Genomic DNA, 19689 nt, shown 5'->3' on the forward strand with positions numbered 1-19689 from the left:
CTATCGTTGCGGCATCATTTCCGTGAAATTCAACGAGAATCCCTGCATGGACGTGGCTGTCTTGAGGACAGAGCGCAGTTTGCGGTGGAGACAGTTTGCACTGTCGACCATTCTTTGCCTGTTCAGTCTGTGCGCCGTGGCGCAGTCAGAGCCTTCAACCCCGACCAGCCTGGCCGAGCAGCGGGCCAAGGCGGTGACGCAAGTGGTGCTGGGGATCCTCAGCTACGCGCGATGGCCGGTGGAGCCCGCGGAGCTGCGCTTGTGCGTGGTGGGGCCCACCGAATACACCGATGACCTGCTCAAGGGCACGACACAGGCCACCGGCCGCCCGGTGCTGGTGCGCCGGTTGCTGGCCAGCAGTCCGGCCCTGGCCAGCGAGTGCGACTCGGTGTACGTCGGCAAATTGAGCACTGAAGAGCGTAACCGGCTGTTCAACTCGCTGATCGGCCAGCCCGTACTGAGCATCAGCGAGGGCGGCGACCAGTGCACCGTGGGCAGCCTGTTCTGCCTGCGGGTCAGCGACAACCAGGTGTCGTTCGAGGTCAATCTGGACTCGGTGGCCCGCAGTGGGGTGAAGATTCATCCCAGCGTGCTGCAATTGTCTCGTCGTCGTCCGGCGGCCCCATGAAAGGGTTCAAGTCCAAGGCCCGCCCCACCCTGCGGTCGGTCATCGGTCGTGGCCACCTGATCGTCGCGCTGCTGGCGATCTGCATGGCCAGCCTGTCCCTGACCTTTCTCGGGGTCCTGGCGTTGCGGGTCTATGCCGATCACAACCTGCACCTGATCGCCCGGTCCATCAGCTACACCGTGGAAGCCGCGGTGGTGTTCAACGACACGGTGGTGGCCACCGAGGCCCTGGCCCTGATCGCCTCCACCGAAGAGGTGGCCGATGCCAAGGTCTACGACACCCAGGGCCGCCTGCTGGCCAGTTGGCAACGTCCGGAGAGCGGCCTGCTGACCAATCTGGAAATGCACGTCGCCAGCGCGTTCCTGGAAAAGCCCATCAGCTTGCCGATCCTGCATCAGAACCGCGAAGTCGGCACGGTCAATGTCACCGGCCATGGCGGCAGCCTCTTGCGCTTCCTGTTCAGCGGTCTGGTGGGCATCGTGCTGTGCACCGCGCTGAGTGCCTGGGTGTCGCTGTACCTGGCGCGCCGGCAACTGCGGGGCATCACCGGCCCCCTGCGCAGCCTGGCGGAAGTGGCTCACGCGGCCCGGCGCGAGCGCGCGTTCGACCAGCGGGTGCCGCCTGCACAAATCGCCGAGCTGGACAACCTGGGCAACGACTTCAATGCCCTGCTCGATGAGCTGGAAGCCTGGCAGACCCATCTGCAAAGCGAGAATGAAACCCTGGCGCACCAGGCCAGCCACGACAGCCTGACCGGTCTGCCCAACCGGGCGTTTTTCGAGGGCCGGCTGATCCGTGCGCTGCGCAGCGCCAGCAAGCTCAACGAGCGCATGGCGGTGCTGTTTCTCGACAGCGACCGCTTCAAGGAGATCAACGACAACTTCGGCCATGCCGCCGGCGATGCGGTGCTGGTGGCGGTGGCCACGCGGATTCGCGCGCAACTGCGTGAGGAAGACCTGGTCGCGCGCCTGGGCGGGGATGAATTCGCCGTGCTGCTGACGCCGCTGCACCGGGTCGAAGACGCCCAGCGCATTGCTGACAAAATCATCAACAGCATGGAAATGCCGATCCAGCTGCCCGGCAATCTGTCGATCATGACGTCGCTGAGCATCGGCATTGCCGTGTACCCGGATCATGGCCTGACCCCCGGCAGCCTGTTGAATGCTGCCGATGAGGCCATGTACCAAGCCAAGCGCGGTTCGCGAGGCGGGCAACACACCGTGGGGGCGGAGCCCCCAATCGTTCAGGTTCAAAACAGGAGCTAATTCCCTTGTTCTCGATGACGCAACGTTCGGTTCGACTGTTCAGCACCCTGGTGTTCATGGCCCTGTTGGCCCTGGCTGGCTGCCAGAGCGTGCCGCCCAAAGGTCTGACCCCGAAACAGATCGCGGTACTGAAACAGGAGGGCTTCGAACTGACGGATGAAGGCTGGGCCTTCGGCCTGTCGGGCAAGGTGCTGTTTGGCAGCGATGTGGAAACCTTGAACCAGGCCAGCACCGAGATCGTCCAGCGCATCGGCAAGGCCCTGCTCAGCGTCGATATCCAGAAGGTCCGGGTCGACGGCCACACCGACGCTTCGGGCAAGGAGGCCTACAACGTGCAGCTGTCGGTGCGCCGGGCCAAGAGCGTGGTCAAGGTGCTGACCCAGGTCGGCATGCGTGAAGAGAATATCCAGTTGCGCGGCCTGGGCAGCAGCGAGCCGGTGGCCTCCAACAGCACCGCAGCCGGACGCACCGAGAACCGCCGGGTGTCGATCGTGGTGATCGCCGACTGATCGGCATTGCCCGGCTGGCGGCTACCCCCGGCAGCCGTTAGCGCCCTTTGGCCGGCTGGTCGCCGATGCAATCCGGCACGTTGGGGCCGATGTCGATCATGGCCGCGGACACCCGCGGGTCCCCTTTCATGCCCCACTGCAAGGGCCCCCCGTCGACGACCAGGTCATAGATCTGGCTGTCGCCAAGCCATTGGCCATTGCGCTGGTCATACAAACGGAAAAACGCCGGCAGTTCCCAGTGCGGGTTCTCGTTGGGAGCCTGCTCCGGGTCCGGGTGGTACTGGGTGTGGAATCTGCCGGGCAGGACCCAGAACGGCCTGAATACCTGAACCCTGTAGCACCCGTTGGGGCTGATGCGGGGGGCGCCGCGGGCCGTCGCCAGGCCCTTTTCCCACCATTGCGAAGCGGGCCACAGCGAGGCGCCGAGAACTACTGCGCCAAGGGTGAGCGAGCCGCGCCGGCTGAGTTTGTTCATCTTCGGGTATCCAGATCGATCCATGAGCAGGTAAAGCGTCAGGGGGCGGCGAACAGCATGCTGCGACTGTCCCCCATGAGCAGCGGCCGATTCTGCTCGGTTACCTCGCGGATGTAATCCCACAACAGGGTGATGCGCTTCAATTTGCGCAGGTCTTCACGGCAGTACATCCAGAATTGCCGGGTCAGGTTGATCTCCTTGGGCAGTACGGGCAGCAGCCGCGGGTCCTGGGCCGCCAGGAAGCACGGCAGGATCGCCAGCGAGCGGCCCTGCTGCGCCGCCACGTATTGGGCGATGACGCTGGTGCTGCGCAGGTTGGCGCTGGCCCCGGGCACCACATTGGCCAGGTACAGCAGCTCGGAACTGAACGCCAGGTCGTCCACGTAGCTGATGAATTGATGTTCCCCCAGGTCGCTGGGGCGGCGGATCGGCGGGTGACGGTCGAGGTATTCCTGGGTGGCGTACAGCTGCAGGCGGTAGTCGCACAGCTTGCAGCACACGTAAGGTCCGTGCTCCGGGCGCTCCAGGGCAATGACGATGTCCGCCTCACGCTTGGACAGGCTGATGAAGTGCGGCAGCGGCAGGATATCCACCGAGATCGCCGGGTAGGCGTCGAGGAAATGGCTCAGTTGCGGGGTGACGAAGAAGCTGCCGAAGCCTTCGGTGCAGCCCATGCGCACATGCCCGGACAACGCCACCCCGGAACCCGAGACCTGCTCGCAGGCCATGTGCAGGGTGCTCTCGATCGACTCGGCATAACCCAGCAGGCGCTGACCTTCGGCGGTGAGGACGAAGCCGTTGGTGCGGGACTTTTCGAACAGCAGGGTGCCCAGGGCGGTTTCCAGCGAACCGATGCGCCGCGACACCGTGGTGTAGTCCACCGCCAGGCGCTTGGCCGCGCTGCTGGCCTTGCGGGTGCGCGCCACTTCGAGGAAAAACTTCAGGTCGTCCCAGTTCAGGGTGCTCAGCGAGGTGATGTTTTTTTGCATGTTGGACCGGATTTTATGTGCGTTCTTATTAGGAATTTGCACATCTATACTCCAAAAACCGTCCGACACCAACTCGCGACAGCCCCTCTTTCAAGGCGCTTGCCCGCCTTGGTTCCCTGCATAAGAACTCAAGAAGTCAGGAGACCTCATGAACGCATCCCTCAAGCCCGACGGCACCACCCTGCAACAGGTCAAATTGCTGATCGACGGTGAATGGGTCCAGTCCCAGAGCCAGGAATGGCATGACATCGTCAACCCGGCGACCCAGGAAGTGCTGGCCAAGGTGCCCTTTGCCACCGCCGCTGAAGTCGACGCCGCGATTGCCGCCGCCCAGCGCGCCTTCCAGACCTGGAAACTGACCCCGATCGGCGCGCGGATGCGCATCATGCTCAAGCTCCAGGCCCTGATCCGCGAGCATTCCAAACGCATTGCCGCAGTCCTCAGCGCCGAGCAGGGCAAGACCCTCGCCGACGCCGAGGGCGACATCTTCCGCGGCCTGGAAGTGGTGGAACACGCCTGCTCCATTGGCACCCTGCAGATGGGCGAATTCGCCGAGAACGTTGCCGGCGGTGTCGACACCTACACCCTGCGCCAGCCGATCGGCGTGTGCGCCGGGATCACCCCGTTCAACTTCCCGGCGATGATTCCGCTGTGGATGTTCCCGATGGCCATCGCCTGTGGCAACACCTTCGTCCTCAAGCCTTCCGAGCAGGACCCGCTGTCCACCATGCTGCTGGTGGAGCTGGCGGTGGAAGCCGGGGTGCCGGCCGGCGTGCTCAACGTGGTGCACGGTGGCAAGGACGTGGTGGATGCGCTGTGCACCCACAAGGACATCAAGGCGGTGTCCTTCGTCGGTTCGACCGCGGTCGGCACTCACGTCTATGACCTGGCGGGCAAGCACGGCAAGCGCGTGCAATCGATGATGGGCGCGAAGAACCACGCCGTGGTCCTGCCCGACGCCAACCGCGAACAGACCCTCAATGCCCTGGTGGGCGCCGGCTTCGGCGCGGCCGGTCAGCGGTGCATGGCCACCTCGGTGGTGGTGCTGGTGGGCGCTTCGAAACAATGGCTGCCAGACCTCAAGGCCCTGGCGCAGAAGCTCAAGGTCAACGCCGGCAGCGAGCCGGGCACCGATGTGGGTCCGGTCGTGTCCAAGCGCGCCAAGGCGCGGATTCTGGAGCTGATCGAAAGCGGCGTGAAAGAAGGCGCCAAGCTGGAACTCGATGGCCGCGGCATCAAGGTCCCGGGCTACGAGCAGGGCAACTTCATCGGTCCGACCCTGTTCTCCGGGGTAACCACCGATATGCAGATCTACACCCAGGAAATCTTCGGCCCGGTGCTGGTGGTGCTGGAGGTCGACACCCTGGATCAGGCCATTGCCCTGGTCAACGCCAACCCCTTCGGCAACGGCACCGGCCTGTTCACCCAAAGCGGGGCGGCGGCGCGCAAGTTCCAGAGCGAAATCGATGTCGGCCAGGTCGGCATCAACATCCCGATTCCGGTGCCGGTGCCGTTCTTCAGCTTCACCGGTTCCCGCGGTTCCAAGCTCGGCGACCTGGGCCCGTACGGCAAGCAAGTGGTGCAGTTCTACACTCAGACCAAGACCGTCACCGCCCGCTGGTTCGACGACGACAGCGTCAACGACGGTGTGAACACCACCATCAGCCTGCGTTGAGGAGCCTGACATGAACATTGCATTTATCGGCCTGGGCAACATGGGCGCGCCCATGGCCCGCAACCTGATCAAGGCCGGGCATCAGCTGAACCTGTTCGACCTCAACCAGAGCGTGCTGGCGGAGCTGGCGCAACTGGGCGGGCGCATCAGCGCCTCGCCCAAGGCCGCCGCCGAAGGCGCCGAGCTGGTGATCACCATGCTCCCCGCCGCGGCCCATGTGCGCAGTGTGTGGCTGGGTGAAGACGGGGTGCTGGCGGGGATCGCCAGCGGCGTGCCGGCAGTGGACTGCAGCACCATCGACCCGCAGACCGCCCGCGAAGTGGCCGCCGCTGCCGCCAGGCAAGGCGTGGCCATGGCCGATGCGCCGGTGTCTGGCGGCACCGGTGGCGCCCAGGCCGGCACCCTGACCTTCATGGTCGGCGCCAGTGCCGAGCTGTTCGCCACCCTGCAACCGGTGCTGGCGCAGATGGGGCGCAACATCGTGCATTGCGGCGAAGTGGGCACCGGGCAGATCGCCAAGATCTGCAACAACCTGCTGCTGGGGATTTCGATGATCGGCGTCAGTGAAGCCATGGCCCTGGGCGATGCCCTGGGCATCGACACCCAGGTGCTGGCGGGGATCATCAACAGCTCCACCGGCCGTTGCTGGAGTTCCGATACCTACAACCCGTGGCCGGGAGTGATTGAAACCGCTCCGGCATCCCGCGGCTACACCGGCGGCTTTGGGGCCGAGCTGATGCTCAAGGACCTGGGGCTGGCCACCGAGGCCGCTCGCCAGGCGCATCAGCCGGTGGTGCTCGGCGCCGTGGCCCAGCAGCTGTACCAGGCCATGAGCCTGCGGGGGGAGGGTGGCAAGGACTTCTCGGCCATCGTCAACAGCTACCGCAAGCCGCAGTAAGGCAAAGACTGTATAGCCGCTGCCGCAGGCTGCGAACGGACGCAGCGATCTCAAGGCTGGATAGCGTCAGGCAAGGCCCTGCGGTCCTTTTCGCAGCTTCGCGAGCTCAGCAGCGGTTACAAGGATAGGTGTAGCCGCTGCCGCAGGCTGCGAACGGCCCGAAGGGCCGCAGCGATTTCACCTCTGGCGAAGCTTGGTATTGAACGCGGCCCCTTCAGCCGGGGCATTTGCGGGAACCTGCGTCGGGCAGGTTCCCGCTTTTTTTGCCGCCTCAGTTCGGGCGGCCGGCCACGGTGCGAGGGGGAGGATTGAGGCGTGTGTCGAGGCCGAAGCGTTCCTGGACCACCACCTGGTACAGCCCTTTGGCCAGCAACGGATTGATCAGAATGTTCCAGCTGTGGCGCGACACCGATGAGGGCACCAGCACGAATGGATGGTCGGCCAGCAACTGGTCGGCGAACTTCTGCTGGCCGGCGCTGGGTATGCCCGGCACCAGCCAGTTGGGATTGGGAATGCTCTGTTCATCGATCCGGTAGATGGCCGACGGGTCCTGGATCAGGGCGCCGGTGAGCACATGGGGCACGCTGTCCAGGGCGGCAAAGCCCTTGTGCACCGCCACTTCCAGAATCGCCGTGGCCGGGTCGGCGCTGCCATACACGGCCTTGACCCCTTTGGAGTTCCAGCGACCGCCGCACAGCTCGGCGCCGATGCCACTGTCCCAGCTGTCGGCGTGTCGGGCGGCGTCCAGTCGCCAGAAGTGAATCGCACTGCTGCCGGGGGCGCTGATCACTGATAGACCCCGTATTCCAGGCGGGTGAGAAACTCGTCCACCAGTTCGAAGCCGATGGGGTTGGTCAGCAGGTCCACCGGTTTGTGGCCATCGAGGCCCATTACCGGCTTGGCCATCCAGTCCTGTGCCTCTTCACTGCTGCCGAAGATCTCCTGGGCTTTGGCCAGCACCTGGGCAAAGCGCACTGCGCGGGCGCTCTGCTCCGGATTCAAGGGCTCGTCCGGGGTTTTCAGGCGGCGGTGCAGGGTGCGTTCGGAGAGGCCGATGATCTTGGCCAGGACCTGTTCGTCCTTGAGCATGGGCACCGAGGAGACGAACTTGATGATCGCCGTCAGCGGGATGCCTTCCTCGGTCAGCCGATAGATCGAGATGCGGTCGTCAAAGCGTGCCCGGCCACCCAGGAGGATGTCCGAAGACTGTTCTTTCAATACCAGCTTGCCCCGCCGCTTGGGGGTGAGGCCGGTGTCTGTCAGCGCAACCATGGGTCTACTCCTGCCTTTGCCATTTGGCAGTGATTATATAGACATTTGGCAGGGTGCGTTGAGTTGAATGGCCGCCATGCCGGAGGAGCCCGGATGGCGCGGGCTCCCGACGGGTGTTCAGGGATCAGGCGAACACGAAGTACTTGCGCACGGTTTCCAGCACTTCCCAGGTGCCTTTCATTCCGGGTTCCACCACGAAGATATCGCCGGCACGCAGGTGGATGGGATCGTGGCCGTCCGGGGTGATCACGCAGTAGCCTTCCTGGAAATGGCAGTACTCCCACTTTTCGTAGGCCACCCGCCACTTGCCCGGGGTGCAGATCCAGGTGCCCATGATCTTGCTGCCGTCCTCGCTGGTGTAGGCGTTGAGGTTGACGGTGTGTGGGTCGCCTGCGAGCTTTTCCCACTTGCAGGCATCAAGAACGGGCAGCGGATGGGTATCGCGCAGAACGGTAATGGGTTGCGACATGCTGTGCTCCTAGCGGGCAGAGAACTGAAGACGCACCCTATAGCGCCCGGCGTTGCGGGGGATGTCTGTGCTCGACCTCGGGGTATCCAGAAGCGCTGCCGCGCTCTGTGGCGGCTGTTGGGCGGGGCGCTGCCGGGGCGGCCCGAAAGGGGTTTGAGGGGTTGCAAGATTCGGTTGATGAAGCGCGCTTTATTAGCAGGATTTGCGAAATATCTGACGAGTACCGAGTTATTTCGCAAGAAACTTCAGCGGTATCGCTCGTATCATTCAGTCCGGAGTGACCGAGAGCCGCACGAATGGAAAATACACCACGCTGGTGGGATATCAGCCCGCCCTTGAGTACCGCGACCCCGACCTGGCCGGGAGATACACCGTTCCAGGAGGAGCGCGTCTGGCAGTTCGGGCCCGAGTGCCCGGTAAATGTCGGGCGGGTGACCCTGTCGCCCCACACCGGCGCCCATGTCGACGCGCCCCTGCATTACCGGCCGGATGGCCTGCCCATCGGCGAGGTACCGCTGGATGTCTACATGGGCCCGTGCCGGGTCCTGCATTGCCTGGACAGCGGCGCCCTGGTGCAGCCCGAAGCCTTGCTCGGGCGCCTGGACAACCTGCCCCCGCGCGTCTTGCTGCGCACTTATCCACAGGCGCCGCTGAGCACCTGGGACCCGGACTTCACCGCGGTCGCCCCGGCCACTGTCGAGCTGCTGGCCAGTCTCGGCGTGCGCCTGATCGGCATCGACACGCCGTCTCTGGACCCTCAGCAGTCCAAGACCATGGAGGCCCACAACAAGGTGGCCCGCCACGGCATGGCGATCCTTGAGGGGATCGTCCTGGATGAAGTGGCCGAAGGCGACTACGAACTGATTGCCCTGCCACTGCGCTTCGCTCACCTGGACGCCAGTCCGGTGCGGGCGATCCTGCGCCCCCTGGCCGATTGATTCCTACAATAAATACACAGCTGGCCGTCCGCGCCGTTGTGCAGCCCGAGTCCGGGTTGCGCAGCCTGCGGGCGGCAACCGCTGCCTGAGGCGAGGAGCCCACGCCATGAGTCAATGTCCTTTTTCAAGCAACCCACCGGATGAATGGCATAACGCCGAGCTGAATTTCTCCGACTCCATGAGCTACGGCGACTACCTGGACCTGGGGCGCATCCTCAGTGCCCAGCACCCGCTGTCGCCGGACCACAACGAGATGCTGTTCATCATCCAGCACCAGACCTCGGAGCTGTGGATGAAGCTGATGCTCCACGAGCTCAAGGCCGCCCGCGAGCAAGTGCGCCAGGGCCAGTTGCCCCCGGCGTTCAAGATGCTGGCGCGGGTCTCGCGGATCTTCGACCAACTGGTGCACGCCTGGGCCGTACTGGCGACCATGACGCCGTCCGAGTACAAGTCGATCCGCCCGTACCTGGGCCAGTCCTCGGGCTTCCAGTCGTTCCAGTACCGGGAAATCGAATTCATCCTCGGCAACAAGAGCGCGGCCCTGCTGCGGCCCCATGCTCACCGCCCCGAGTTGCTGCAATCCCTGGAAGAGTCGATTGCCACCCCGTCCATGTATGACGAAGCAATCGCCCTGATGGCCCGCAGCGGCTTGAGCATCGATCCCGAGCGCCTGGCGTTGAAGAGCACCACCACGACCCGGCACGACCCGTCGGTGGAAGCCGCCTGGCGCGAGGTGTACGCCAACCCTTCGGCCTATTGGGACCTGTATCAGCTGGCGGAAAAATTCATCGACCTGGAAGACTCGTTCCGCCAGTGGCGCTTCCGCCACGTGACCACCGTGGAGCGCATCATCGGCTTCCAGCCCGGCACCGGTGGCACCGAAGGCGTCGGCTACCTGCGCAAGATGCTCGACACCGTGCTGTTCCCCGAATTGTGGCGAGTGCGATCCTCGCTCTGATCGCCCTGTTCGCTCAACAAGAAACGGCGCGTCCTCACCTTGGGGACGCGCCGTTTTTGTAGAGCTTGCCGATTGCCCTGTGGCGAGGGAGCTTGCTCCCGCTGAGGGGCGCAGCACCCCATCTACGGCCTGTAAGCGTTTCAGGCATCCCGCGCCAGCAGGCTTTGCGATTGCTGCGCAATCGAACGGGAGCAGGCTCCCCCGCCACATTCCTCGTTCACCATCAGCGACGGTTGCAACAGCTGACGTGGGGCCGTTGTGCGGCTAAAGTGGTCGCCCCTTGTGCGTTATTTTCATTTGATCAGGCAGACCACGTGGCCCGGACCTTCGAGCTTGAAACCCTCAACATGCGCCTCAACGATCCGCAGTTCGCGCCCCTGGACCTGCATCAGCGCATCCAGCGGGCCTTGCGCGGGCTGATCCTCGACGGTGCTCTGGGCCCTGGGGTGAAACTGCCGGCCACCCGGGGTCTGGCCAAGTCGCTCGCGGTGTCCCGGGATACGGTGGAGAACGCCTATGTGCAGTTGCAGCGCGACGGCTTCATCGTGCGCCGCGAAGGTTCGGGGAGCTACGTCTGCGAAAGCATCGGCGCCCAGTTGCGCGGAGCCGCCCGGCGTCGCCTGCGTTTGCAGGAGCAGCCCCACAGCGCCCGGGAGCCGGGCTCGGGGCTGAGCCGCCGGGGCCGGATGCTGGTCGAGCGCGGCGGTGTCACCGACCAGCAGGCGGTGAGTGCATTTGCCACGGGCTTGCCGGAAACCCGCAGCTTTCCCCTTGATGTCTGGGAGCGCCTGCAACGCCAGGTGCTCAAGGCCTATCGCGGCAACGTCTTGCTGCACGGCGATCCGCAAGGCGCCGAGCCGCTGCGCCAGGCCATCGCCGCCTACCTGAACCTGGAGCGCGGGGCCAAGGTGCGTGCCGAGCAGATCCTGGTGCTGAGCAGTACCCGGCAGGCGCTGTACCTCTGTGCCCAATTGCTGGTGGATGCCGGCAAGCCGATCCTGATGGAGAACCCCGGCTACTTCGGTGCTCGCAAGGCCTTCGAGGCCGCCGAGGCCTGGATCAATCCCATCGATGTCGACGACCAGGGCATTCGCACCGACCTGCTGCGGGCCGATCGCAGTGGCGGTCAATGCGTCTACGTGACGCCGTCGCACCAGTACCCCAGCGGTGTGACCCTGTCCCTGGAGCGTCGCCTGGAGCTGACCCGCTGGGCCGCCGAGCACGGCAAGTGGATCATCGAGGACGACTACGACAGCGAGTTCCATTACGACGGCCTGCCCACCGCCTGTGTCCAGGGTCTGGACCCCTATCAGCGCACGCTCTACGTCGGCACCTTCAGCAAGACCCTCTACCCCGGCCTGCGCATGGGCTACATGGCCTTGCCCGATGAACTGGTGGGCGCCTTCAGCGCGGCCCGCAGCATCATGGATGGCCACACGCCGCAGATCCTCCAGTTGACCCTGGCGCGGTTCATGGAGGAGGGCCACTACAATGCCCATGTGCGGGCCATGCGCAAGCTCTACGCCGGTCGCCGGCAAGCCATGCTCGATGCCATCGGGCGGCATTTGCAGGGCATTGCCGTGGCCTTGCCGCCACCGGGCGGGTTGCAGATTCCTTGCCTGCTGGAGCCCGGCTGGAGCGAGGAACTGACCCAGCAACGGGCCGCCCGGGCCGGCATCCAGCTGCCGGGGCTCAGCCGGCTCTATGCCACCGAGCCGAAGCGGCAGGGCTGGTTGCTCGGCTACGCCTCACTGAGCGCCCATGAAATCGAAACCACCATGGCTCGCCTGTCCCTGGCCCTGCGAAAGGCCTAGCTCAACGCCGGCCTTCAGGGGTTGGCGGCACGGCCGGCGAGGGCATTGGCCCGGCCGTGAATCAGCAGGTGTGCGGTCAAGCCGGCCACCAGCCCCCAGAAGGCGCCGCCGACCCCGAGCAGGGTGACGTTGGCTGCGGTGGCGAGGAAGGTGATCAGCGCGGTTTCCCGGGTGGCCGCGTCGGCCATGGCATTGGTCAGGCTGCCGCCGATCGCCCCCAATAGCGCCAGGCCCGCGAGGGTGCTGACAAAGGTCTTGGGCAGCACCATGAACAGGCTGGCCAGGGTCACGCCGAAGGTGCCCACCAGGATGTAGAACAGCCCGCAGGCGATACCGGCGATGTAGCGTTTTTTCGGGTCAGGATGGGCGTCCTTGCCGGTACAGATCGCCGCGGTAATCGCCGCCACATTGAAGGCATGGGCGCCGAACGGTGCCATCAGCAGCGAACCCAGGCCGGTGACCGTGAGCACGGGATTGGCGCTGGTGCCGTAGCCGTCATTGCGCAACACCAGCATGCCGGGCATGTACTGGCCGGTGAGGGTGATGACGAACAGCGGCAAGGCCACTCCGAGCAAGGCCTGCAGGGAGAACTGCGGCGCGGTGAATACCGGCACGGCCAGGCTCAAGTGCACTGCAGAAAAGTCGATCCGCTGCTGAGCGATGAGCAGCCCCAGGCCGATGACCAGGATGCCCACCACGGCAAAGCGCGAGGTGAAACGCCGCAGCAAGGCGTAGGACACCAGCAGCACGATCACCAGCAGCGGGTCGGCGCTGGCACCGCCAAAGGCATTGATCCCGAACTGCAACAGAATGCCCGCCAGCAGGCCGGCGGCAATGCCCTTGGGGATCATCCGCACCAGTTTGTCGAAGGCCCCTGATGCGCCCAGCAGCATGAACCCCAGAGCCGAGATCAGATAGGCACCGATCACCTCGGCGTAGGGCGTGAATGGCATCACCGTGGCCAGGAAGGCCGCGCCGGGTGTGGACCAGGCCGTGATGATCGGCGCCTTGTAACGCAGGCTCAGCCACAGGCCGGAAAGCCCCACGCCCACCGACACCGCCCAGACCCAGGACGCGGTCTGGGCCGCTGACAGGCGCGCCAGTTCGGCGGCCTGGAACACCAGGACAAAGGTTCCGCCGTAGTTCACCAGCACTGAAATCAGCGCCGCCACGGTGGGTGAGAAAACATCGCTCCAGCGCAGGCTTGTCGCCGTTCTGTTCATCAGCCGCTCTCCATCCAGAAACAGGCTCCCAGGCTCGGGTGCCGGGAGGGAGTTGATTCTAGGGAACGGGTGGACTGTTGTTTCAGGCCGCATTTACCATTACTGGCAGACCGCTTTGCGAGCGCCGACAAAAAAGCCCGGCCTTGATTCAGGCCGGGCTTTGGGGTGTTGCAACCGTGCGGCTTAGTGCAGGGCGGGCTGCCCGGCCTTGCGCGCATGGCTCAGGCGGTAGAAGCCCCAGATCACCAGGACCCATACCGGAATCGCATACACCGAGGCGCGGATGCCCGGGATCATCCACATCACGCCGACGATCATCAGCATGAAGGCCAGGCACAGGTAGTTGCTCAAGGGCGACCAGAAGGCCTTGAACGACGGCACCACGCCACGCTCGGCCATGGCCTTGCGAAAGCGCAGGTGGGTCAGGCTGATCAGTGCCCAGTTGATCATCAGCGCGGCCACCACCAGGGCGAACAGCAGCTCCAGCGCTTCATGGGGCGCCAGGTAGTTGACCAGTACGCAGAGCAGGGTGATGAGGGCGGAGATGCCCAGGGCCAGGATCGGCACGCCTTGCTTGTTGAGCTTCATCAGCGCCTTGGGCGCGTCGCCCTGTTCGGCCAGGCCGAAGAGCATGCGGCTGTTGCAGTACACGCCGCTGTTGTACACCGACAGCGCCGCGGTCAGGACCACGAAGTTGAGGATCTGCGCCGCCGCATCACTGCCGATCAGCGAAAAGATCTTCACGAAGGGGCTGCTGCTGTAGGCGTCGCCGCCAGCATTCAGACTCACCAGCAGTTCGTCCCACGGGTACAGCGACAGCAGCACGGCCAGGGCGCCGACGTAGAAGATCAGCACCCGGTAGACCACCTGGTTGATCGCCTTGGGGATCACCTTGCGCGGCTCGGCGGCTTCGGCGGCAGTGATGCCCACCAGTTCCAGGCCGCCGAAGGAGAACATGATGAAGGCCATGGCCATCAGCAGGCCGGTGCCGCCGTTGGGGAAGAAGCCGCCGTGGGACCAGAGGTTGCTCACCGACGCCTGGCTGCCGCCGCTGCCGCTGAACAGCATGTAGCAGCCCAGAACGATCATGCCGACGATGGCCACCACCTTGATGATGGCGAACCAGAACTCGGCCTCGCCGAAGAACTTCACGTTCATCATGTTGATCAGGTTGACCAGTACGAAGAACACCGCCGCACTGACCCAGGTGGGGATCTCCGGCCACCAGAACTGCACGTATTTGCCCACTGCGGTGAGTTCGGCCATGCCTACCAGGACATACAGCACCCAGTAGTTCCAGCCGGCGAGAAAGCCGAAGTAGCCGCCCCAGTACTTGTGGGCGAAGTGGCTGAAGGAGCCGGCCACGGGTTCTTCGACGATCATCTCCCCCAGCTGGCGCATGATCAGGAAGGCAATGAATCCGGCAATCGCATAGCCGAGGATCATCGAGGGGCCGGCGGACTTGAGAACCCCGGCCGAGCCGAGGAAGAGTCCGGTGCCGATCGCCCCGCCCAGGGCGATCAACTGAATATGGCGATTCTTCAAGCCACGCTTGAGTTCACCTTGCTTCAAGGTTTGATCCACTAACTTGCGCTCTCTTCTAGTTGTTATCAGGACCGATCCCAGGGTGAATGGGAGCGATCGCGGCTGAATGCTGACGGGATCAGATATTACTCTCGGTAAACCGCTCGTAATACAGCTGAACGCGGTTAAGTTGCTGTTCTTGCAGCCAGATTCGGATCGAATCGACCATCGGTGGCGGTCCACAGACATACAGGTCGCTGTCGTGGTCGCGCAGCTCGCTGCTGTCCAAGTGCTCGGTGATGTAGCCGCGCTTGCCCGACCACTGCGGGTCGGCGTCGCTGATCACCGGGGTGAAGCGGAATGCCGGCAAGCGTTCGCCCAAGGCCTGGATGCGCGCCAGTTCGCACAGATCGGCACTCTGGCGCACCCCGTAGTACAGGTGTACCGGTTGCTGGCAGCCCTGCTCGACGACCTGTTCGAGCATCGCCAGCAGCGCCGACAGCCCGGTGCCGCCGGCCACCAGCAGCAGCGGCCGGCTGATCTGGCGCAGGTAGAAAGCCCCCAGCGGCGCCTCCAGCTCGATGCTGTCGCCCACCAGGCAGCGCTCGCGAATGTAGTTGCTCATCACCCCGTCGGGCAGCAGGCGGATCAGGAACAGCAACTGGTTGTCCGCCCCCGGCCGGTTGGCGAAGGAGTAGGCCCGGCTGCTGTCGGTGCCGGGAATCCGCAGGCGGGCGTACTGACCGGGGAGAAACTCCAGCGGCGCCTCGCTGCGGCCCAGGTCCAGGTGCAGGATCGCGGTGCTGTCCGACACCTGGCGCACATCGATCACCGAGCCGGTGCGTCGCACCGGATCGGCGTTGTGGCACAGGCTGGAATCGAAGTCGAAATAGAACGCCGCGTCGGACTGCACCCGGGTCTGGCAGGTGAGCATCTTGCGTTGCTCCAGGTCCTGGGGCGAGAGGGCTTCCTCGTCCACGTAGTCCTGGCTGTACTGGCCCGATTCGCAACGACCCTGGCAGGTGCCGCAGACGCCTTCGCGGCAGTCCAGGGGAATCTTGATGCCGTTGCGCAGGGCAGCGTCGAGCAGTATTTCATTGGCCTTGATCGGGAAGAACAGGGTCTTGCCATCGGCAAAGCTGAACGCGACCTTGTGCGTCATGAAGGGATGTCCGTCGAGTCAGAGGTGGTAGAAGTCGAGCACCGAGTTGATCGTGTCGTTGAGCAGCAGCACGTGCTTGCGCTGGATCAGCCAGCTGTCGCCATGGGGCTTGAGGTCGTAGGTGGCGTGACCGTAGAAGTCCTCGGAGGTGGCCAGGCGATAGAACAGCGTGTGCCAGTTCAGGCGCACCTGCAGCAGCCCGTTGGCGCCCTCGCTGATGCGCAGGTTGCTGACCATGTGCAGGGTGCGCGGCATGGGAATGGTCGACGCCGCCTTGCCGGTGCGCAGGCGGAACACCCGGTCTTCCAGCCCCGAACGGTTGGCGTAGTAGATCAGCGACATCTCGCGCTTCGGGTCCCGGGTGTAGACGTGTTCCGAGTCCCATTGCGGCAGGTGGAACTCGCTGTCCACGGCGAACAGCTGCAGGTAGGCGTCCCAGTCCTGGGCGTCGCAGAGCTCGGACTTGCGATAGAAGAATTGCTCGATCTGGTACTGCAATTGCGCATTCATGTTCATACCTCACGCAGTTTCAGGGGCTGGCGCTGCAGGCCGTCGAGGAGGAATTTCTGCCAGTTGCGGTGCTGGTTGACGTACAGCCCTTCATGGGTGATCTCGGTGCCGGTCATGGCCGGCTGGATGCCCAGGTTCTCGCTGTTGGCGGTGGGGCCGGTGGCCCAGCGGTGATGGCCGCGCGAGACATCGCTCCAGCGCTCCAGGCGCCCCTGGAAGCCGCGCTGGGCCTCGCGAAACTCCACCAGGTCATCCGGCGTGCCCATGCCCGAGACGTTGAAGAAATCCTCGAACTGGCGGATGCGGTTTTCCCGGTCGGCATCGCTCTCGCCCTTGACCCCGATGCACTGGCTGATGATCTCGGTCTTGTTCCAGGCGATGGGGCGGATGATCCGCAGCTGCGAGCTGATCTGGTCGAGAAAGAACAGGCTGGGGTAGATGTTCAGGTTGCGCAGGCGGTGCATCATCCACTCGGCCTTGGCCTGGCCGTGCTCTTGCACCAGGCGCGGCATGATGCTGGCGTAGCCGGAGCGCACCGCCGGGTTGGGCATTTCGCTGAACAGCACGCTGTGGCCGTTGTTGAAGGCGAACCAGCCATCGTCGGTGCTGGCGTCGCCGGCGCCGAGCTTGCTGTAGTCCAGGGTGGCGCTGCTGCCGCTGCCGTTGTCGCGGTTGACCTGCTGGCGGTGCTGCACCGTGGCCACGTAGTTGTAGTGCACGGTGCTGACGTGATAACCGTCCAGGCCGTTCTCGTTCTGCAGCTTCCAGTTGCCGTCGTAGGTGTAGGCGGACTTGCCCGGCAGCACCTCCAGCTCACCGTTGGGGGACTGGGCGACCATCATGTCGAAGAAGATCCGCGCGTCGCCCAGGAAGTCTTCCAGGCTGTTGTCGGCGGCCACGTCCAGGCTGATGAAGACAAAGCCCTTGTAGCTGTCGATGCGGGCCTTCTTCAGGCCGCGGGTGGCCTTGTCGAAGCCCTCGTCGTATTCCCCCGGGGCCTTGACCTTCACCAGGCGCCCGTCGCTCTTGTAGCACCAGGCGTGGAACGGGCAGGTGAAGGTCGACTGGTTGCCCTTGCCGACCCGGGTCAGGGTGGTGCCGCGGTGCTGGCAGGCGTTGATCAGGGCATTGAGGCGGCCCTCGCCGTCGCGGGTGATGATCATCGGCTGGCGCCCGGCGCGCAGGGTGATGAAGTCGTGATTGTTGGGCAGTTCGCTTTCGTGACAGGCGTAGATCCAGTTCTTCTCGAAGATCAGCTCCATCTCCAGATCGAACAGCTCGGGCTCGGTGAACATCTCCCGGGCGATACGGAACACTCCGTCCGCGGGGCGAAAATCCAGGCAGCCGTGGATGAAGTCCTGCCACTGCTCGACGCTTCTTGCACCACTCATGAGTCGGTACCTTTTTTATTCAGGTCAATCGGGTGCCGTCATTAGAGAGAGTGCGGGGCGCCGGTGGCTATCCGCTTAGTCGGCCAAGGCCATCCATAAAATTGCCTGGGTAGTTGCGACCCACCTTCGAGCGGATAAGCGATCGACGGCTGCATCCCGGGGCGCCGATCGGCTACTGTGAGCCCGGCCAGATGAGGACGATGGGGTCGGGTTATCCACTTAGTCGGCGATTGCTATCCACTGGGTTGGCAGCGTTGCCGGCTGGCGCAAAACTTGCCCTGTCACACAAGACGCGCCGTCAGAGCGCGCTGAATAACAATTGCCGTGGGTGCGCCGTGATGAATAGCAAGGCTGATGGGCTGTTTCGCGAGATTCGTATCGATCGCTATGACCTTGAAGGGGCCAGGAGCTGGATGTCGGGCATCTGTGGGCCGCATCGCCTGGAAACCGCGACCCCCGAACGGATCCGTTTTCACCACAGTGCCAACGTGCTCAGGTCACGCTCCACGACCCTGGGCATCATCGAGTACGGCACCGATGTGACCGTCGATATCGAGGACACCGAGCGCTTCAGCAGCTACAGCCTGAGCCTGCCCCTGTGCGGCGAACAGGAACTGAGCAAGGACGGTCGGCTGCTGCGTTCGGACCGCGACCAGGGGGTGATCGTTGCCCCCAACGAAAGCCAGGTGCTGGCCATCTCTGGCGACTGCCGCAAGCTGCAGGTGGTGATTTCCCGGCCGGCCATGAGCGAAGCCCTGGAGACCCTGCTGCAACGCCCGGTCGAGCAGCCGCTGCGCTTCGAACCGGCGATGGACGCGCGGCAGGGGGCCACCGCAGCCTGGTGGCGCATGGCCCAGCACTTCATCGGCGAGCTGACCCAGGGCAACGAGCTCTATGAACAACTGGCCTTCACCCGGGAAATCGAAAGCTCGCTGATCAAGGGCCTGATCCTGGCCCAGCCCAACAACTACTCCAGCGAGCTGCGGGCCATGCTCGGGGTCAAGCTGCCGCATTACCTGGTGCGAGCCCGCCAGTACCTGCATGAGCATGCCCGTGAAGCGGTGCACCTGGAGGACCTGGAAGCCGCCGCCGGTGTCTCGCGCTTCAAGCTGTTCGAGGCCTTTCGCAAATACTTCGCCCTGTCGCCCATGGCCTATCTCAAGCGCCATCGGCTCAACGGTGTGCGTCAGGACATTCTCGAACACGGCGCAGCGCGCAATATTTCCGAGATCGCCCTGGGCTGGGGTTTCACTCACCTGGGGCGTTTTTCCGCCGAGTACCGCAAGCTGTTCGACGAGGCGCCCAGCGCCACCGCGCAGCGCCATCCGGCACGGCGCCCGGTGGGGTTCTAGGGCGGACTACTTGCGCAGTACCAGGTCCAGCAGGCCGTCCTGCTCCTTGATCTTCTGCAGGACGATCTCCGAGCGGATGTCGGTGACCCCCGACGCGCGATTCAGGTGATTGACGATGAAATCCGAGAAGTGCTTGAGGTTGCGCGCCTGCACCCGCAGCACGTAGTTGCTGGCGCCGGTGATCACGTAGGCGGCCACCACTTCCGGCCACTGCTGGACCTTGCCGATGAACGTCTCGTGCCAGCCTTCCACGTCCTGGCGCAGGGACACGTGGACGATGGCTTCCAGCTCGATGCCCAGGCGCTCGGCATTGAGCTGGGCGCGGTAGCCGCTGATGATCCCGTCGCCTTCGAGCATGCGCAGGCGGCGCAGGCAGGCCGAGGGTGAAAGGGCCACTTTCTCCGCCAGTTCCTGGTTGCTGATACGTCCATCCTGTTGCAGGAAGTAGAGGATGCGCAGGTCGGTGGAGTCGAGGGTCATGGCTGGCATAAATCCGCGTTTTTTATTGGAGGATTAGAATTTTATTCGAGATTAGTACGGTAACGCGCTGCACTTTGCACGAAAATTCTAGCTGGCTTCGTCCATTATTTCCTGAGTTTGCGGGTCGTCCAGACCCCGTGCCCGGCCTGTTCCAGGC

Annotated in this window: 20 protein-coding genes; 9 read left to right on the forward strand and 11 right to left on the reverse strand. The window is 64.2% G+C overall.

Annotated elements, in window-relative coordinates:
- The first annotated feature begins 46 nt into the window (after positions 1–46).
- Genes POS17_RS03655 through POS17_RS03665 form a run of 3 tightly spaced genes read left to right on the forward strand, consistent with a single transcriptional unit; the run spans position 47 to position 2402 of the window.
- Positions 47–628: a YfiR family protein gene (locus POS17_RS03655; protein WP_060841870.1), complete on the forward strand. Its 582-nt coding sequence runs from the start codon at positions 47–49 to the stop codon at positions 626–628.
- Positions 625–1893: a diguanylate cyclase domain-containing protein gene (locus POS17_RS03660; protein WP_060837403.1), complete on the forward strand. Its 1269-nt coding sequence runs from the start codon at positions 625–627 to the stop codon at positions 1891–1893. Before POS17_RS03655 ends, POS17_RS03660 begins: the two co-directional genes overlap by 4 nt.
- A gap of 14 nt (positions 1894–1907) precedes the next feature.
- Positions 1908–2402 (forward strand): OmpA family protein, encoded by a 495-nt coding sequence (locus POS17_RS03665; protein WP_060841871.1) that lies wholly within the window; start codon positions 1908–1910, stop codon positions 2400–2402.
- A gap of 37 nt (positions 2403–2439) precedes the next feature.
- On the opposite strand, the gene POS17_RS03670 is transcribed toward POS17_RS03665, so the two are convergent.
- Together POS17_RS03670 and POS17_RS03675 are read right to left on the reverse strand one after the other, a co-directional pair.
- Entirely contained in the window at positions 2440–2877 is a 438-nt protein-coding gene (locus POS17_RS03670; protein WP_060837404.1) for a hypothetical protein, read from the reverse strand.
- Between the two features lie 38 nt (positions 2878–2915).
- The gene (locus POS17_RS03675; RefSeq protein WP_016965434.1) at positions 2916–3866 is read right to left on the reverse strand and encodes a LysR family transcriptional regulator; all 951 of its coding nucleotides are present in this window, start codon (positions 3864–3866) and stop codon (positions 2916–2918) included.
- A 148-nt stretch (positions 3867–4014) separates the two neighbouring features.
- On the opposite strand from POS17_RS03675, the gene POS17_RS03680 reads away from it, so the two are divergent.
- Both POS17_RS03680 and mmsB read left to right on the forward strand, forming a co-directional pair.
- Positions 4015–5541, forward strand: coding sequence for a CoA-acylating methylmalonate-semialdehyde dehydrogenase (locus POS17_RS03680; RefSeq protein WP_060837405.1), 1527 nt, complete (start codon positions 4015–4017; stop codon positions 5539–5541).
- Positions 5542–5551: 10 nt separating this feature from the next.
- Positions 5552–6439, forward strand: coding sequence for a 3-hydroxyisobutyrate dehydrogenase (mmsB, locus tag POS17_RS03685; RefSeq protein ID WP_060837406.1), 888 nt, complete (start codon positions 5552–5554; stop codon positions 6437–6439).
- Positions 6440–6710: 271 nt separating this feature from the next.
- On the opposite strand, the gene POS17_RS03690 is transcribed toward mmsB, so the two are convergent.
- The 3 genes from POS17_RS03690 to POS17_RS03700 all read right to left on the reverse strand — a co-directional run bounded on the left by POS17_RS03690 (position 6711) and on the right by POS17_RS03700 (position 8180).
- Positions 6711–7229, reverse strand: coding sequence for an RES family NAD+ phosphorylase (locus tag POS17_RS03690; RefSeq protein ID WP_060837407.1), 519 nt, complete (start codon positions 7227–7229; stop codon positions 6711–6713).
- On the reverse strand, positions 7226–7711 hold the full coding sequence (gene parS, locus POS17_RS03695; protein WP_060837408.1) for a type II RES/Xre toxin-antitoxin system antitoxin: 486 nt from the start codon (positions 7709–7711) through the stop codon (positions 7226–7228). Before parS ends, POS17_RS03690 begins: the two co-directional genes overlap by 4 nt.
- A 124-nt stretch (positions 7712–7835) precedes the next feature.
- Entirely contained in the window at positions 7836–8180 is a 345-nt protein-coding gene (locus POS17_RS03700) for a cupin domain-containing protein (protein ID WP_060837409.1), read from the reverse strand.
- A gap of 296 nt (positions 8181–8476) precedes the next feature.
- Here POS17_RS03700 and kynB point away from each other — a divergent pair, with 296 nt between their 5' ends.
- The 3 genes from kynB to pdxR all read left to right on the forward strand — a co-directional run bounded on the left by kynB (position 8477) and on the right by pdxR (position 11890).
- Positions 8477–9118: an arylformamidase gene (gene kynB / locus POS17_RS03705; RefSeq protein ID WP_060837410.1), complete on the forward strand. Its 642-nt coding sequence runs from the start codon at positions 8477–8479 to the stop codon at positions 9116–9118.
- A 106-nt stretch (positions 9119–9224) separates the two neighbouring features.
- A complete protein-coding gene (gene kynA / locus POS17_RS03710; RefSeq protein WP_060837411.1) occupies positions 9225–10076 on the forward strand; it encodes a tryptophan 2,3-dioxygenase in 852 nt (283 codons plus the stop codon).
- A 314-nt stretch (positions 10077–10390) separates the two neighbouring features.
- Complete coding sequence (gene pdxR, locus POS17_RS03715; protein WP_060837412.1) at positions 10391–11890, forward strand: MocR-like pyridoxine biosynthesis transcription factor PdxR; 1500 nt, start codon at positions 10391–10393, stop codon at positions 11888–11890.
- A gap of 14 nt (positions 11891–11904) precedes the next feature.
- Here the strand turns inward: pdxR and POS17_RS03720 are convergent, their stop codons facing one another.
- The 5 genes from POS17_RS03720 to antA form a co-directional block, all read right to left on the reverse strand.
- Positions 11905–13113, reverse strand: a complete 1209-nt coding sequence (locus POS17_RS03720; protein ID WP_060837413.1) for a benzoate/H(+) symporter BenE family transporter — start codon at positions 13111–13113, stop codon at positions 11905–11907.
- Positions 13114–13296: 183 nt separating this feature from the next.
- Positions 13297–14697 carry an amino acid permease gene (locus tag POS17_RS03725; protein ID WP_060837414.1) on the reverse strand — a complete coding sequence of 467 codons (1401 nt, stop codon included), beginning with the start codon at positions 14695–14697 and terminating at the stop codon, positions 13297–13299.
- Between the two features lie 79 nt (positions 14698–14776).
- Entirely contained in the window at positions 14777–15799 is a 1023-nt protein-coding gene (antC, locus tag POS17_RS03730) for an anthranilate 1,2-dioxygenase electron transfer component AntC (protein ID WP_060837415.1), read from the reverse strand.
- An 18-nt stretch (positions 15800–15817) separates the two neighbouring features.
- Positions 15818–16309, reverse strand: a complete 492-nt coding sequence (antB, locus tag POS17_RS03735; protein ID WP_060837416.1) for an anthranilate 1,2-dioxygenase small subunit — start codon at positions 16307–16309, stop codon at positions 15818–15820.
- A 2-nt stretch (positions 16310–16311) separates the two neighbouring features.
- Positions 16312–17700, reverse strand: a complete 1389-nt coding sequence (gene antA / locus POS17_RS03740) for an anthranilate 1,2-dioxygenase large subunit (protein ID WP_060837417.1) — start codon at positions 17698–17700, stop codon at positions 16312–16314.
- Between the two features lie 338 nt (positions 17701–18038).
- Here antA and POS17_RS03745 point away from each other — a divergent pair, with 338 nt between their 5' ends.
- Positions 18039–19052, forward strand: a complete 1014-nt coding sequence (locus POS17_RS03745) for an AraC family transcriptional regulator (protein WP_060837418.1) — start codon at positions 18039–18041, stop codon at positions 19050–19052.
- A gap of 6 nt (positions 19053–19058) precedes the next feature.
- Here POS17_RS03745 and POS17_RS03750 read toward each other — a convergent pair whose 3' ends face one another.
- Entirely contained in the window at positions 19059–19532 is a 474-nt protein-coding gene (locus tag POS17_RS03750) for an Lrp/AsnC family transcriptional regulator (protein WP_016964416.1), read from the reverse strand.
- Positions 19533–19689 lie beyond the last annotated feature (157 nt).

Source organism: Pseudomonas sp. Os17 (genome assembly GCF_001547895.1).
Classification (GTDB): domain Bacteria; phylum Pseudomonadota; class Gammaproteobacteria; order Pseudomonadales; family Pseudomonadaceae; genus Aquipseudomonas.

Coding starts and splice junctions, on each gene's coding strand:
- kynB (WP_060837410.1), top strand. CDS start 8,477: ATGGAAAATACACCACGCTGGTGGGATATCAGCCCGCCCTTGAGTACC.
- antB (WP_060837416.1), bottom strand. CDS start 16,309: ATGAATGCGCAATTGCAGTACCAGATCGAGCAATTCTTCTATCGCAAG.
- POS17_RS03745 (WP_060837418.1), top strand. CDS start 18,039: ATGAATAGCAAGGCTGATGGGCTGTTTCGCGAGATTCGTATCGATCGC.
- parS (WP_060837408.1), bottom strand. CDS start 7,711: ATGGTTGCGCTGACAGACACCGGCCTCACCCCCAAGCGGCGGGGCAAG.
- mmsB (WP_060837406.1), top strand. CDS start 5,552: ATGAACATTGCATTTATCGGCCTGGGCAACATGGGCGCGCCCATGGCC.
- POS17_RS03675 (WP_016965434.1), bottom strand. CDS start 3,866: ATGCAAAAAAACATCACCTCGCTGAGCACCCTGAACTGGGACGACCTG.
- kynA (WP_060837411.1), top strand. CDS start 9,225: ATGAGTCAATGTCCTTTTTCAAGCAACCCACCGGATGAATGGCATAAC.
- POS17_RS03665 (WP_060841871.1), top strand. CDS start 1,908: ATGACGCAACGTTCGGTTCGACTGTTCAGCACCCTGGTGTTCATGGCC.
- POS17_RS03670 (WP_060837404.1), bottom strand. CDS start 2,877: ATGAACAAACTCAGCCGGCGCGGCTCGCTCACCCTTGGCGCAGTAGTT.
- antA (WP_060837417.1), bottom strand. CDS start 17,700: ATGAGTGGTGCAAGAAGCGTCGAGCAGTGGCAGGACTTCATCCACGGC.
- POS17_RS03720 (WP_060837413.1), bottom strand. CDS start 13,113: ATGAACAGAACGGCGACAAGCCTGCGCTGGAGCGATGTTTTCTCACCC.
- POS17_RS03750 (WP_016964416.1), bottom strand. CDS start 19,532: ATGACCCTCGACTCCACCGACCTGCGCATCCTCTACTTCCTGCAACAG.
- POS17_RS03680 (WP_060837405.1), top strand. CDS start 4,015: ATGAACGCATCCCTCAAGCCCGACGGCACCACCCTGCAACAGGTCAAA.
- POS17_RS03700 (WP_060837409.1), bottom strand. CDS start 8,180: ATGTCGCAACCCATTACCGTTCTGCGCGATACCCATCCGCTGCCCGTT.
- antC (WP_060837415.1), bottom strand. CDS start 15,799: ATGACGCACAAGGTCGCGTTCAGCTTTGCCGATGGCAAGACCCTGTTC.
- POS17_RS03655 (WP_060841870.1), top strand. CDS start 47: ATGGACGTGGCTGTCTTGAGGACAGAGCGCAGTTTGCGGTGGAGACAG.
- POS17_RS03660 (WP_060837403.1), top strand. CDS start 625: ATGAAAGGGTTCAAGTCCAAGGCCCGCCCCACCCTGCGGTCGGTCATC.